Source organism: bacterium (assembly GCA_016124905.1).
GTDB lineage: Bacteria > Pseudomonadota > Alphaproteobacteria > Rickettsiales > RI-342 > RI-342.
Genome location: WGMV01000011.1, coordinates 1 through 15,099 on the forward strand (window position 1 = coordinate 1; position 15,099 = coordinate 15,099).

A 15,099-nucleotide genomic window follows, 5' to 3' on the forward strand; every position below is an offset into this window, starting at 1 on the left:
ATACCGGCTAGAAACGGCCGCCACTCGCGCTTGCCTTTGTGCAGGTCCCGCCAGATCATGCCGAACAGAAACGCGGTGACGAAAGGAATCGGCAGCAGCCAGTAGACATTCGGCCGTGAGAACCAGAAGTCCCGCACGCCCGCATTCATGATCGGCATGGCCGCGCTCACGACAACAGCAAATACCCCAACCAGAATCAGCACATACCCCGCCACCTGGCGCGCCCATTTCTGCGTCACATCCTCCGTTTTCATCACCAGCCAGGTGGAGCCCAGCAATGCATAGCCAAACACCACCGCCATGCCCGTCATCATGCTGAAGCCCGTGGCCCAGTCAAACGGCCCTCCGGCAAAATCACGCCCCTGCACCGTCACACCCTGCACGAAGGACCCAAGGATGACGCCCTGGCTGAAACAGGCCCCGAGCGAGCCAAAATGAAACACATAATCCCAGAGCCTTCTTCCCTTGTCCGCCTTGAAGCGGAACTCAAACGCCACCCCGCGCATGATCAGCCCAAGCAGCATCACGATGATGGGGATATAAAACGCGGGCAGCAAAATCGAATAAGCCAGCGGAAAGGCCGCGAACAACCCGCCACCGCCCAGCACCAGCCAGGTTTCGTTGCCATCCCAGAAAGGCGCGATGGAATTCATCATCCGGTCGCGGCACTTGTCCGACGGCGCGAAGGGAAACAGCACGCCGATGCCCAGGTCGAACCCGTCCAGCAGCACATACAGGAAAATGGCCGTGCCGATCAGCACGCCCCAGATCAGCGGAAGATCCAGCCAGGATGAGAAATCAAACATGCTTGCCTCCTTTGCCAGCCGCCTTCACCGCGGCGGCCTCCTTGCTATGCCCGTAATACTGGTCCTTATCCTGCCGCTGGTGGATGCCCTTGCCGATGAGTTTCAGGATGTAATAGCTGCCCGCGCCGAACACGAGCGTATACACCACCACAAACGCCAGCAGCGACCATGCCACCTGCGGCCCTAGAACGGCAGGGGAAACGGAATGCTCTGTGCGGATGACGCCATAAACCGTAAAGGGCTGCCGGCCGATCTCGGTTACGAACCACCCCGCCAGCAGCGCGATGAAGCCAGAAGGCATCATCAGCATCCACCAGCCCTGAAGCCAGCGGCTGTTGAACAGCTTTCCGCGCAGATGCTGCACACCGCTCACCGCGCCGATCAGGATCATCAGCATCCCGAGCCCCACCATCACCCGGAAGGACCAGAACACCCACACCACCGGAGGCCGGTCCTGCGGCTGCCAGGCCTTGAGGCCGCGAATCTCGCCATCCTCGCTATGGGTCAGGATGATGCTTGCCAGCTTGGGGATGCTCACCTCGTAATGGTTCATCTCCTTATTCTGATCGGGCCAGGCGAACAGGCGAAGCGGCGCGCCTTTTTCCGTCTCCCACACGCCTTCCATCGCCGCCACCTTGGCGGGCTGGTGCTTCAATGTGTTCAACCCGTGCAAATCGCCGATGAACAATTGCAATGGCGCAACGAACACAGCCATCAGCGTCGCCATGCCGAGCATGATGCGCGCATGTGGCACATGCCGTTTGTTCCACAGGTAAAAGGCCCCGACGCCCCCTACCACGAACGCCGTGCTGAGATAGGCCGCCGTCACCATATGCATGAATCGGTATGGGAACGAGGGGTTGAAGATGATCGCCAGCCAGTTGAGCGGGTTCAGCCGCCCGTCCGGCCCCAGCTCAAACCCCTGCGGCGTCTGCATCCAGCTGTTCGCCGCCAGAATCCAGAAGGCCGAGATCAGCGTTCCCACAGCAACAATACAGGTGGAGACGAAATGCATGCGCGGGCTGACGCGGTTCATGCCGAACAGCATGATGCCGAGGAACGATGCCTCCAGAAAAAACGCCGTCAGCACCTCAAACCCGAGCAGCGGCCCCAGCACATTCGCCGTCTGGTCCGCGAAAACCGACCAGTTGGTGCCGAACTGGTACGACATCACCACGCCCGACACCACCCCCATGCCAAAAGCCACCGCGAAGATCTTCACCCAGAATTTATAGATATCCCGGTAGCGGTCGTCCCCCGTGCTGAGCCACCGCCATTCCACCACGGCCAGAAAGCTGGCCAGCCCGATGCTGAACGCAGGGAATACGATATGGAAACTAATGGTGAACGCGAACTGGATGCGCGCCAGCAACACGGGATCTAACGCAAACATGGGCACCTCGATATGCTTATTGCCATGCCTCGGATCAGGCACCTAGTTTTGGCATGCCCGGCCATATTTTGCAATGGCGCCAAACGCATGGCTGCCTGTTGCCATGCTCAACTCAGCAAAACCTATAGGAAAGAACAACACAATGCGCTAGAGACAAAGGCACAAGCTCACCCAAAGCCTTTAACGGTTCCATGCCCGTTCCCATCAAGAAATATTCGCTTATCCTCATCCCATGCGTGGTGCTCGTGCTGGCATGGATGCTCGTCGTCCGAGTGGTCGGCGGCAAACATATCGATGCAGTGCACCCGGTGCACGGCCCCGCCGTAGAGGCCGTCTACGCCACCGGCACGGTGGAGGCCACCGTGATGATGCCCATCGCCCCCCGCGTGGCTGCGCGCCTGGCGGAACTCAACGTGGATGAGGGCTTCAACGTCACCAAGGATCAGGTGATGGCCCGCCTGGAGGATGACGACCTGCAGCACGCGCTGGGGGCGCTTCGTGCCAAGCAGGAACTGGCCGAGAAGGAATATGCCCGCAGCGCCGTGCTGGTCAAAAAACATCTGGTGACCAAGGAGAATTACGACGTCGCCAAGGCCAACCTGGAATCCGCCAAGGCGGCCGTCTCTCAGGCAACGGCGCAGGCCAATTTCATGAAGCTCGTCGCCCCGGCGGATGGGCTGGTCATCAAGCGCGATGGCGAGATCGGCCAGCTTATTTCAGCCAACCCGCCGGTTTTCTGGATTTCCTGCTGCGCGCCGCTGCGTATCTCCGCCGAGGTGGATGAGGAAGATATCTCCCGCGTCGTCCCCGGCCAGCCGGTGCTGATTCGCGCCGATGCCTTTCCGGGAAAAACCTTCAACGGCAAGGTGCAGGCCATCACCCCGATGGGCGACCCCGTGGCGCGCAGCTACCGTGTGCGCATCCAGTTCGACGGTGAAGTGCCGCTCCGCATCGGCATGACGGCGGAAACCAACATCATTCTGCGGGAAACGAAAAACGCCCTGCTCATCCCCTCGGGCGCCGTGATCGAGGACAGCATCTGGCTGATCGAGGATGGAAAACTGGTGAAACGCAAGCCCCAGATCGGCGCCAAAGGCCCTTCGCAAATCGAGATACGCGGCGGCCTGAAGGATGACAGCCTCGTGGTGCTCAAACCCTACGACACGCTTAAGGAAGGCGAGCACGTGCGCGCCAGGCTGGTGAAAGGCACTCCCTGATGCCGCTGCTGGCTTCCATTGCCGTCAAACATCTGCTGGCGCGCAAGCGGCAAAGCGTCGTCTCTCTGCTCGGCATTGTGCTGGGCGTGGCGTTTTTCCTGGCCATCTCATCGCTCATGCAAGGCTCGGAAAAGGATTTCATCCGCCGCCTGGTGGATAACTCCCCCCACATCACCATCGAGGATGAATTCCGCAACCCGCGCATGCAGCCGCTGCAGCAGATCTATACCAGCGGCGCGGTGGAGCTCAGCAACGTCAAACCCGTCACCGAAACACGTGGCATACGCGGTTACGAGCAGATTCTTGAAAGCCTGCGCGCCACCGTGCCCGGCCTGCGTGCTTCCCCCGTGCTGGCTGGGCAGGCGCTGGTCAGCTATGCGGGCAAGGATCTCGGCATCACCCTCAACGGCATGGTGCCGGAGGAAATCCGCGACGTCACCACCATCCAGCAATACATGATCGAAGGCACGATGGACGAGCTCATCGCCAATCCAGACGGCATCGTCATCGGCACCGAGCTGGCGCGCAAACTTTCCGTCAAACGCAACGACAACATCCTCATCGCCTCCACCACCGGCCAGCGCCGCGTGTTCAAGATTCTCGGCCTCTTCCGCACCGGGCGCGCCAGTTACGACGAAAGCCAGGCCTTCGTCAGCCTCAAGCGCGTGCAGGCCCTGCTCAACCGCCCCAACCGCATCAACAGCATCATCGTCAAGCTTCCCACCCCCACTGAAGCCCGCGCCGTGGCTCAGCGGATAGAGAACCGCATCGGCTACAAATGCGTTTCCTGGCAGGAAGCCTCCGAGGACATCATGAGCACCCTCACCATCCGCAACATCATCATGTACACGGTCGTCAGCGCCGTGCTGGTGGTGGCGGGTTTCGGCATCTACAACGTCATTTCCACCGTGGTGATGGAAAAGCACCGCGACATCGCCATCATGAAATCCATGGGCTTCCATGCGCGGGATATTCAGCGCATTTTCGTCATTCAGGGCGCCATCCTCGGTGCGTGCGGCTGCGTCACCGGCCTGCCGCTTGGCATGGGCCTCATGCTGGCGCTCATGCAGATACGCTTCAAGCCCCCCGGCAGCACAGAAGTGGTGCAGATGCCGATCGACTGGGGCCTCACGCAATTTCTCATCGCCGCGGGTTTCGCCATGTTATCCGCTGTGATTGCAGCCCTGCTGCCCGCCCGCAAGGGAGCGCTGGTGCAACCGGTCGACATCCTGCGGGGCAGCTGATGAACGAGGTCATTATCCGTGTCGAAAACCTCAAACGCACATTGGAAGGCGATGTACCCGTCACCCTGGTGAAGGATGCCACGCTGCAGATACGCAAGGGCGAATTCACCGCCATCACCGGCCCGTCCGGCTCCGGCAAATCCTCCCTGCTCTACCTTCTCGGCCTGCTGGATAAACCCAGCGGCGGCAAGCTCTGGCTCAATGGGCAGGAAACCACCGCCCTCACCGATGACGCGCGCGCCGACCTGCGCTTGGCGGAACTCGGCTTTGTTTTCCAGTTCCATTTCCTTTTGCCCGAATTTACCGCGCTGGAAAATGTCATGCTTCCCATGCAGCGCCTGGGCAAGCGGTCCGAAGCCACCATGAGAAAGCGGGGAGAGGAACTTCTTGAAAGCCTCGGCCTTGCCGAACAGCGCCATAAACTACCCCGGCAGATGTCCGGCGGCCAGGCCCAGCGTGTGGCCATTGCCCGGGCGCTGGCCAACGAGCCGCTTCTGATTCTGGCCGATGAGCCCACCGGTAACCTCGACACCGCCTCCAGCGCCAATGTGCAAAAAATCCTGCGCGATGTCGCCCACCAGCATAACCGCGCCGTCATCGCCGTCACGCATGATCCGGAATTTGCCGCCACGGCCGACCATTCCATTGTCATCGTGGATGGCGTCATTCAATCCACCCGCTAAACGCAAAAAACCCCGGCGGAGGGAGAGCCGCCGGGGTTTTCTCAAAAACGCCGGATTAGACGTTTTTGTTGCTTTGCTCGCTGCCGCTCTGGCGCTCGCTGCTGCGCTCACCAATGTTTTTCTTGGGGGCAGAACCCGTCTGGTTACTGCGCTCGCTCTGGCGCTGGCCGCTCTGGGATTGGCTGCCTGCACGTTCGTTCTGACGTTCATTATTCATAACAACTCCTGTAGATATCATGTTGATATTTATCATTAACTCTGGCGTGTCGCCGAGCAACCCAACCATAGCCCTCCCCTCCTCAATTCGTGACAGGATGGACAGTTCCAAAATATAAGAAGTCGATAAGCAAGCGGCACGGGGATGTGACGGAATGGACTTTTTATGCCGCCACCTGTAATGGACATCACACATCCATGAAGGAGCGAGCCATGCCCACCACAAACCCCTATCTTTTCTTCAACGGCAATTGCCGCGAAGCGATGGAGTTTTACAAAAACTGCCTTGGCGGCGAACTGCAGATCATGACCTATGCCGATGCCCCACCCGCAGACAAGGGCGGCTGCCCAGACGGTGCATTGGATATGGAAACCATGAAAGACAAGGTCATGCATGCCTGCATCATGGGTGAAAAATTCGGCATCATGGGATCCGACAACCCAAGCGGCAAAACCGTTACCGGGGATAACGTTACCATCAATATCAATGCCGATTCGGTGGAACAGCTCGAAAGCTTTTTTCAGAAACTCAGCGCAGGCGGTAAGCCCGTATTTCCCCCGCATGATGCCTTCTGGGGCAACCGCTTCGCCATGCTGACAGATAAATACGGCTTTCACTGGATGCTGAATTGCCCGCTAAAACGGTCGTAATACGCGCTTAACGGCTGGCGCCCACGCAATCCTTGCTCTTCCGGTTGCTGCTGGCATTGCAGATGATGAACACTTTGCTGGTATTCGTTCCTCGTGCCTCCACGATCTGTGGCATGGGTTTCGCTTCATGCACGATAAGATCAAAGTCAGATTGGTATTCGGTCTTGATGTCACCATAGCCGTAACTGACCATTATGGCGGATTCTTCCGTTGTATTGCCTTCCTGGCTAGGCTCGGTAACGCGCACCAATAGTGGGGCCGGACGCTCCAGATAATCCATGCCCGTTGTCAGGCCTGAAGTGACGGAGGGCGGCAATGTGTATTGCTGGGGAGGAGGTGCCACTGGCGGAGCGGGATCGCTTGCCAGAATGGTCATGGTGCCATGCACGAACTGCACCAGGTAACCAAGCGCCGTCGGCACCATCGCTCCCGCGGAGATGACAAGGCCGTTCAAATAAACCCCTGCGGGTGAAGAGCTGCCAAGCGTGGTGTTGATAACCGGCGTGCCGGTAAATGCCTGCGCGAACATATCCCCGTCGATCAGCCCGCTCACCTGATAACTGAAGGCGGGGTTGGGCTCATTGTCATAGCGCGTCACGTCATGGGCGGTAAGGGTGACGGTCGGCGCGATGCTATAGAGGAAATAATTGCTCCCCGCCGGAATGGTGGCGGGCAGGTTGCTGGCGTAATTCTTTCCGTATTGTTTGCTGTAGCCGCCAATGCCACCCATGGCGTTCAACGACGGGCTGGTGGAATACACAAGGTAGCGGCCTGCGCCGGGGGCAAGCGCACCGGCCCCCGCCATATTGACGAAATTGCCCTGGGTGGCCAGCACCAGGCTGTTTCCCGCCGTGCCCACGCTGGTGAGCGTGCCGGACAGGGTGATGTCGCCGGTACCGGTCTTGAAGGTGACCGCATCGTTCCAGGTTGAAGCACCGATATTCATCGCCGCGTTGCTGTTGCTGTCGATCAGGATGCTGCTGAAGCCATTCTGCAGCCTGCCAATCTCCGCCGCATCCAGGTTCCATCCACCCGCTCCGGTCGCGATATTCATGATCGCACCCGCCCCGCGCAAAATCAGAGCGCCGGTCCCGCTAATATTGGCGCCGATGGCAAGATCGCCCCCGCGCAGCAGCAGGTTTTGCACCCCCGCATTGATAATGCCGGTCACGCTGGTCGATACGGTGGCGGTGCCTGCGTTGATCAGGCGTGTCACCCCTGCGCCGCCCGATAGCGCAACCGTTCCGTTGATGTTGATAAGACTGTCATCGGTAATCAGATCGGCCCCAAGTGTGTAAGCATGATTGTTCAGCACAATGGCGCCGTTGGTGGCGGAAGAATTACTGGTATCGACATTGGCATTGAACGTGGTCGGCCCATCAAAGGTAAAGCGCCCATTCGTGCCTGCAGCCGTGGTTTGCGCGCCGCTAACCGTAATGCCGCCGCCTGCTGCGGCCTGCAGAATGACCCGGTCTTTCCAGTTATTATAAGCCCCCATATTGATGACGGTATTGAGGCTTCCGCTGCCAATATTGATGCTTGACCAGCCATCGCTGATATTATCCAGCTCCGCGTCCGAAAGCGCAACCACACCCGCCGCGCCGCCCAGACCGATGGTGGTGGCATTATTGGTATTGGTAATACTCAGGTTAGCACCGTTGGAGGCAATGGTGCTGTTAAGCTGTAAATCCCCGCCCTGCATGTCAAAATAAAGCGAATTGCCGCTCAGGTTCACCGGGCCGGAAACGACAACCCCTCCAGAACCGCCGCGCACGGCCAGGGCATCGTTGAAAGTGAAGGCATCCAGCGTAACGACGCCCGCCTGATAATTGCCGATGGTCACGCGCGTCCAGCCACCATCGATAAACCCAAGTTCGGCATCGCTGAGATCAAGCCCGCCGGTAGGGCCGCCCACGTTGACGGCCCGCCCCGCCGTACTGGCACGAAGATAGAGCCAACCACCCGACATGGCCGCCCCGATAGTCATATTATCCGCCGTCATCACCAGATCATTACCGGGGCTGCTGATAGTTCCACCGGCGCCGGTGATGATGGTGCCGGTTCCAGCCGTGATAAGCCGGTTGCCCGCACCGCCGGTAGTCACGGAACCGTTGATGGTGATATCGCTGTCATCGGTGATCAGGTTGGCATTCAATGCATGGGTGTAATTGCTGAGGGTAATGGTCCCTGCCCCCGCACTGGAATTGGTTGTATCCACATTTGCATCAAACTGGGTTGGCCCGCTAAACGTGAAGCTGCCGTTGCTGCCAGCCGCCGTGGCCTGAACGCCGCTTACCGTAATAAGCCCAAGACTGCTCGTCCCAAAAGAGATCGGATCTCTCCAGTTATTGTATCCGTCAATGTTAATGAGGATATTCTTGGTACCGTCAAAATTACCAAATTGAATGGAATTCCACCCGTCGAGAATATTATCCAGTTCCGCGTCGGATAAACTGGTGCCCGTTCCAACCGCACCACCAAGACCGATGGACAGACCGTTTCCAGCGAGACCGACATGCAGATCACCCCCGGCGGACGCAAGAGTGCCGTTTAAGGTAATTTCCCCGGTATCGCCCCAGAATGACAGGTCATTTCCGTTGAAATCCAGCGCATTGTCCACCACCACGCCGTTTGCGTTACGCAGCACGTTCATGTTTGAATGAAAGCTGAAGCCATCAAGCGTAATGGTGCCGCTGAGATAATCACCGATCCTTACCGACCCCGCCCCCGTCCATCCATTGTCCAGATGGTCAAGCTCGGTATCATCCAGGTCGAGTCCACCTACACCTCCGCCCAGGTTGATGGCACGCCCGGCCGTGCCGGTCCTCACGGACAGGTAACGCGCGGCGGCACCTGTAATATCCGCGCCGATGGACATGCTGTCAGCCGTCAATATCAGGTTACTGGCCGTGCTGCTGATCGTCGCCGTGGTATTGAACGCACCGGTTCCGGCATTGATGCTGCGGGTAGCGCCGCTCAGGGTAGTGGCGCCGTTGATGGTGATATCGCTGTTATTGGTTGTCAGGTCTCCATTAAGTGCATGGCTGAAATTGCCAAGGGTGATGGTGCCAGTGCCCGCGGTGGAATTGGATGTATCGACATTTGCATTAAATGTCGTTGGACCATCAAACGTGAAGTTGCCATCGGTGCCAACCGCTGTGGACTGATTCCCGCTGATGGTGATGGTATGGCCTGTCCTTGCGGCAAAAATAACGTCGTCTTTCCAGTTCGAATATCCGTTCACCACGATGTTGGAAGTGGAAAAAGGTACAAGATTATCGCCGAATTGAATGCTGCCCCAGCCGTCGGCGATGAAATCCAGTTCTGCCACGGAAAGCTGAACGGTACCGGCGGCCCCGGCCAGGCCGATGGCAGCCCCGCTGTAATTGTTGAACAGCAGACTGCCGCTTCCATTCAAACTGCCGCTGATATCCATGTTCCCCACGAACTGGACATCATTCTGAAACGTCCCACCTGCTATGCTGATTAATCTGGTTGGCCTGAAATTGAATACGACACCATAATCGCCCCATGCATAATTACCGATGGCGGCATTCGCATTTAAGCCGGAAATGGTATTACCCCCAAAGTAAACGGTCCCCCAACCATCCTGGATATGATCAAGCTCCGCAGCGGTAAGATACAATTCCGTTCCAGAGCCGGTGGCAAGCTGCATATTGCGGGTGATCGTTGATGGCCCGATATTCAGCTGTGCGGTGGCATTACCGGTCAGGTCGCCTTGAATATCCATGTTATCGGCCGTCAAGGTCACGCCATGGCCGAGCGATGTGATGGAAGAGGTCGCCCCAAGGGTCAGGTTGCCCGTTCCCGCATTGATGGTGAAATCTGCAGAGGCATCGACCTGCCCGTGGATGGTGATGTTGCTATCGTCCGTGATCAGGTCGGCACCCAATACATGCAGGAAATTATTGAGGGTGATCGTCCCGGTCGCCGCGCTGGAATTACTGGTATTGATGCTGGCATTGAAAGTGGTGGGGCCGTTGAAGGTAAAACCGCCATTGCTGGCCGCCAGCGTGGTCTGTGCCCCACTGACCGTAATGGCTCCGGTTGAGGCCGCGTTAAACGTAATCGGGTCTTTCCAGTTGCTGTAGGCATCCACATTGATGGCGATGGTAAAAGGCGTTCCGCCAATATCATCCACATCCCCTATTTCGATACTGCTCCAGCCGTCGGTGATATTATCCAGCTCTGCGTCGGAAAGGGTAATGGTGCCCGCCGCCCCGCCCACACCGATGGTCGTTGTGCCGACGCTGGTTCGGTTATAAACCCCTCCACCCCCCAGAGAGACAAACTCATTCCCCGTGGCGGATTCCATCGTACCGATGGTCAGGTGCCCTCCGGCGGATGTAACCGCGCCATTGATGGCAATATCGCCGCCATTGGCATAAAGGAACAGGTCATGCCCCTGCACATCCAGAGGCCCCGTGATGGTTATGCCGTCAGCCAGCCCTTGCAGGCGCAGGTTGCTGTGCAGGGTCGTGCTGTCAACATAGATACCGCCCGCGCCGCTAGCGCCCAGGTTATAGATATTGATCTGCGCCCAGCCCGTATCCAGACGCGAAAGTGTTGTATCATCCAAATCCAGCCCACCGCTGCCGCCACCTATATAAACAGCGCGCCCGGCGCTGCCTGCGGTGATAAGCAGCGCTCGCGTGCTGGCGCCGGTAATATTGGCGCCGAGCGTCAGCGTATTCGCCGTCAGGGAAAGGCTGCTGGCCGCGCTGTTGATCGCCGCCGTGGTGGTGATGGTGCCGGAACCGGCACTGATGGATTTCAAGGCTGCACCGCTGAGGGTGGTCGCGCCGTTAATGGTGATATTGCTGTTATTGGTAAGCAGGTTCGCCTTCAGCACATGCGAGAAGTTACCCAGCGTGATGGTGCCGGTGCCAGAGGTGGAATTATTCGTGCTCACCCCGGCATTGAATGTCGTCGGTCCCTGAAAGGAGAAACTGGCGTTGTTTCCCACAGATGTGGCCTGTGCCCCGCTGACCGTGATGGTGCCGAGGGATGTGGTATAAAATTCAAGCGGGTCTTTCCAGTTGCTGTATGCACCAAGATCGATCGCCTGGGCCTGGCTACTGAGGCCGAATTTGATGGAAGAAAATCCGTTTTGTAGAAAATCCAGCTCCGCCGCGCTTATATTTACAATGCCGGTGCCGCCGGCAAGCCCTATTCCGGCAACTGTATTGTCAAACGCACGAATGGTCAGCGCACCGGTACCGCTGAGATTGGCGCCGATGATTACATCATTACCGGCATTGATCGTAATGTTTTTATTGCTGAAATCCGCCGCGCCACTGAAGGTGATGGGCGTGGTGTACCCAGAGTTGAACTGCGTGTTCCACCGCCAGGTATACGCCCCCACATCAATGGTCGTGGGGTGATAGCCGGTATTACCGTTTGAAGACGGTCCACCTATATTCAGCGTGCTCCAGTTGCTTGTAATATGGTCCAGCAATGGGTCATCTAGCTGGATGGTTCCCGCGCCGCCTGCAATCCCCATGGATTTGCCGGAGCACATACCGATATTGCAAAGGAAAGAAAGCGCCGACGTACCATTGATATCCGCATTGAATACCGGCGTGGAACCGATTTGAAATTGGACGGAATTGTTCCCGAATTCCTGCGCGCCATCCACGGTAATGGTTGCGGTGGAGATAAACGTGGCCCGACGTGACCAGGTATAGGCGTTCACCGTGATGGGGGTGGAAAATATGCCCCCTACGTTCTGGCCGAACTGAACCAGCTGGAAACCGGAAATATGCGATAGATCCGTACTGTCCAGATTGGTCGTGCCGCCGGTTCCGTTCCATACGATACTGCCGCCCGCCGCGGCGCGGCTTGATACGGTCAATGTATCGGTAGCACCCCCAGCGACATTGTCATTGAAAACAATATCACCGGTTCCCGTTGCCAGGGTAAAGTTACCTGTTGTGAAGCTCTGCGCGCCGCTGACGATCAAATTGCCCGCATTGGTCGCATTGCCCGAATCAATGGTCAGCGAAGCGCTGCCCCAGCTATGCGCGCCTAAATCAATAGCGGCATTGGTGGCAGTGTTGCCATTTGTGAATGTATAGCTGGATGCGCTTAAATTACTCAGTTCCGTGTTGTCGATCGTAATGGCGCCCGCCTGCCCTGCAATGCCGATGCTGGTGTTGCCTATGCCATTCACGCTGATCTGGGTGGCGGTTATAAGCTGGTTGAAATTGATGTCCACTCCGGTGGAAAAACTCATCGTGCTCGTGCTGGTCTGCGCCCCGTTAATATTAATGCCGTTAGGGGCCTGCAGCCGGAAAGGAAGGTTCCAGGCCGTATATCCATTGAGCTCAATGGCATTGGTCATGGCGCTGGAGTTACCGATCTGCACATAGATAAAGTTGCTGGGCAATATCATGGCCAATTCAGCGGCAGAAATATTGAACGTGCCCGCACCGCCTGCAATCCCTAGCGTAGTACCCGCAGATGCCGTTGACAGGAAAAGTGCGCTATTGTTGCCGGAGGTACTCAAATTCGCATTAATGATCGGATCCGCGTTGGAAATGATCGATAGGCTATGACCAGCGCCGGATGTGGATGTATTGCCCGCAATTGTGATACTATCGGCATTGCTGTTGAAGGTCAGCGCGCTCTGCCAGGCATAGGCCCCCGCATTGATAGCGGAACTGTTAGCCCCCGTACTGCCGAATACAATGGCCCCCCAGTTGCTCTGTATCCGGTTTAGTTCAGCGGTGGTAAGATTGACTACCCCCGCCTGCCCGGCCAAACCGATGGTATGCCCAGCCGTATCGGAAGCAATGAATAAGCTGCGGCTGGTTGTGCCCCCCAAATTTGCATTCAAGGCGATATCGTTATCCGTTAGCAATGAAAGATTATTATTGCCATTACTGTCCGACACAGCCCCATTGATGGTCAGCACGCCTGTTTTGGCATTCAATATGCGAGTACCCAGAGCGCCATCCATGACGACGGGTGCATTGAGCGTCATTCCGTAGGATGTCATGTTGGCGCTCAACAACGTGTTGCCCGTTCCCGCATTGGTGGTCAGCAATCCGCCCACGCTGATATTGTTGTTGATATCGATATTCCCCGCCCCGCCCGCCGTCAGGGTCAAGGCACCGGCGCCTGTGCCGGTGATGGTATTATTGATGGTAATGTTGCGGCTGGCATTGAGCGTGAGGTTAAAACCGGTATTCCAATTGATGGCGCTGGTCACGGTAATGTCGCCGCTGCCGCCTGTGCCGGGCGCGGTGGTGACAATGACGTTGCTGGCGCCAAGCGCGGCCACGAGTGTGGCAACATTTAAGGTTGAGGCACCTGCGCCTGCCGCTGAACATGTACCCGCCGTACAATTGATATTGGAATCCGCCGCGGTGATGTTGATATCGTTCGGATCGAGCAACAGGATACCGGTATTGCCACGCGGCGCCAACGTGTCCACCGTGCCGCTGAAGTTGAGAAGATCATGGCCGGAAACCTCAACAAACCCGCCATCTCCGCCCCGCTCACCGCCCCGTGTGCTGATATTTCCGTAGAAATCCGTCTGCCCATCCGCCCAAAGCGTGACATTTCCGCCATGGCCGGAAACAAATGCATCCGCATAGATACCCACATCCGTCTCAACATAGGTTTGCAGCGCCGTCGGCGTTAGGCCCTCGCCATGATAATCCCCGCCGATACGGATAACGCCCCCCCCGGCATTGCCCGATGCATCAAGCCGCGCATGGGCCACGTGAACATAATCGCCCCATATGTCGATGCTGCCGCCCTGGCTGTTGAGGTTGGCGCTGTCACTCGCCTGTATCACACCGGAAACATTCACCCTGCTGGAACCGGTTTTGACACCCTTATCACCGGAGCGATTACCGGACACGGCATTACTGCCTGCCGCATACAGCGTGATATGACCACCTTTGAGCCCAACCCGGTTGGCCGAAATCACCCCACTTTGTTCAATCAGCGCATCCACCACATGCCGCCCGGCGGCGGCCGTCAGCACAATGTCTCCACCATCGGCGCGAATGGTCCCGCTATTCTTTAACCGGGCCGCCACGCCATCGCTTATCGCAACCTCAAGCAGCCGGTCTCCCGCCATATCCAGCGTAAAGGTTTCACCCGCCGCCAGCTGAACCTTGCCAAGCCGTGCCGTTATCACACCGCTGTTTTCCACATTCGGGGCGACCAACCCCACCAGCCCGGCATCTCTCGCGGTAATGGTCCCTTCATTGACGATGGATGCGTGCGGGTCGCCCGGGCGGTCGAACACAACCTTTCCACCGGCCATGAAGCGCGCATTGGTCGTATCCGCCGTGCTGGCAACAATCCCGGCGGCATCCACATGCGAGCCGGGGCCGAATACCACCCCGTTCGGGTTGATGATGGCAATGCGCCCATTGGCCTGGATCGTACCGAATATTCGGCTTGGGTCCGCCGCATTCACCCGGTTGAGTGTCCATGCACCGGCATTGGGCTGGTTAAACCGTGTGATGTCTCCGGGCGCCAGGTCGAAGCTGCGCCAGTCGATCACCGCCCGGTTGCTGGACTGGTTGATCTGTAAAAATCCCGGTCGCGCACTGATGCCAGCCTGCCCCGCCACCACTTGCCCACCCATCGGGTTGGCAAGCACGGCATCGGGTATCAAAGCAAGCAGCAATGCGGCGGTGGATACGTGATGGCGTAACGACATGGGACAAAAAACACTTATACCCTCCCATTAAACGCCATTTTCCTTAACATAGAATAAAGCCACGCAAAGATTTTCTATATATATATAACAATATGTTAAATTTAACATGCCCGTTAATCAAGCCGGTAATGGCCATGTGGCCCCTTCCACAAGGCCTCCAATTGCCCGAAATCCGGCCATATTGG

Annotated in this window: 7 protein-coding genes; 4 read left to right on the forward strand and 3 right to left on the reverse strand. The window is 57.6% G+C overall.

Features of this window, described 5'->3' with window-relative positions:
* Together cydB and GC177_03705 are read right to left on the reverse strand one after the other, a co-directional pair.
* On the reverse strand, positions 1–806 hold an 806-nt coding region (gene cydB / locus GC177_03700; GenBank protein MBI1275058.1), incomplete at its 3' end, for a cytochrome d ubiquinol oxidase subunit II.
* Entirely contained in the window at positions 799–2,199 is a 1,401-nt protein-coding gene (locus GC177_03705; GenBank protein MBI1275059.1) for a cytochrome ubiquinol oxidase subunit I, read from the reverse strand. The genes GC177_03705 and cydB, both read right to left, overlap by 8 nt.
* A gap of 203 nt (positions 2,200–2,402) precedes the next feature.
* Between GC177_03705 and GC177_03710 the strand changes: the two genes are divergently transcribed.
* The 4 genes from GC177_03710 (at position 2,403) to GC177_03725 (ending at position 6,210) form a co-directional block, all read left to right on the forward strand.
* Positions 2,403–3,416, forward strand: a complete 1,014-nt coding sequence (locus tag GC177_03710) for an efflux RND transporter periplasmic adaptor subunit (protein MBI1275060.1) — start codon at positions 2,403–2,405, stop codon at positions 3,414–3,416.
* A complete protein-coding gene (locus GC177_03715) occupies positions 3,416–4,660 on the forward strand; it encodes an FtsX-like permease family protein (GenBank protein MBI1275061.1) in 1,245 nt (414 codons plus the stop codon). The genes GC177_03710 and GC177_03715 overlap by 1 nt, the downstream gene beginning before the upstream one ends.
* Positions 4,660–5,343, forward strand: coding sequence for an ATP-binding cassette domain-containing protein (locus GC177_03720; GenBank protein ID MBI1275062.1), 684 nt, complete (start codon positions 4,660–4,662; stop codon positions 5,341–5,343). The genes GC177_03715 and GC177_03720 overlap by 1 nt, the downstream gene beginning before the upstream one ends.
* Before the next feature lie 429 nt (positions 5,344–5,772).
* Entirely contained in the window at positions 5,773–6,210 is a 438-nt protein-coding gene (locus GC177_03725; protein ID MBI1275063.1) for a VOC family protein, read from the forward strand.
* 7 nt (positions 6,211–6,217) lie between these two features.
* Here the strand turns inward: GC177_03725 and GC177_03730 are convergent, their stop codons facing one another.
* Positions 6,218–14,914 (reverse strand): filamentous hemagglutinin N-terminal domain-containing protein, encoded by an 8,697-nt coding sequence (locus GC177_03730; GenBank protein MBI1275064.1) that lies wholly within the window; start codon positions 14,912–14,914, stop codon positions 6,218–6,220.
* Positions 14,915–15,099: the final 185 nt, after the last annotated feature.

Coding starts and splice junctions, on each gene's coding strand:
- GC177_03725 (MBI1275063.1), top strand. CDS start 5,773: ATGCCCACCACAAACCCCTATCTTTTCTTCAACGGCAATTGCCGCGAA.
- GC177_03705 (MBI1275059.1), bottom strand. CDS start 2,199: ATGTTTGCGTTAGATCCCGTGTTGCTGGCGCGCATCCAGTTCGCGTTC.
- GC177_03715 (MBI1275061.1), top strand. CDS start 3,416: ATGCCGCTGCTGGCTTCCATTGCCGTCAAACATCTGCTGGCGCGCAAG.
- GC177_03720 (MBI1275062.1), top strand. CDS start 4,660: ATGAACGAGGTCATTATCCGTGTCGAAAACCTCAAACGCACATTGGAA.
- GC177_03730 (MBI1275064.1), bottom strand. CDS start 14,914: ATGTCGTTACGCCATCACGTATCCACCGCCGCATTGCTGCTTGCTTTG.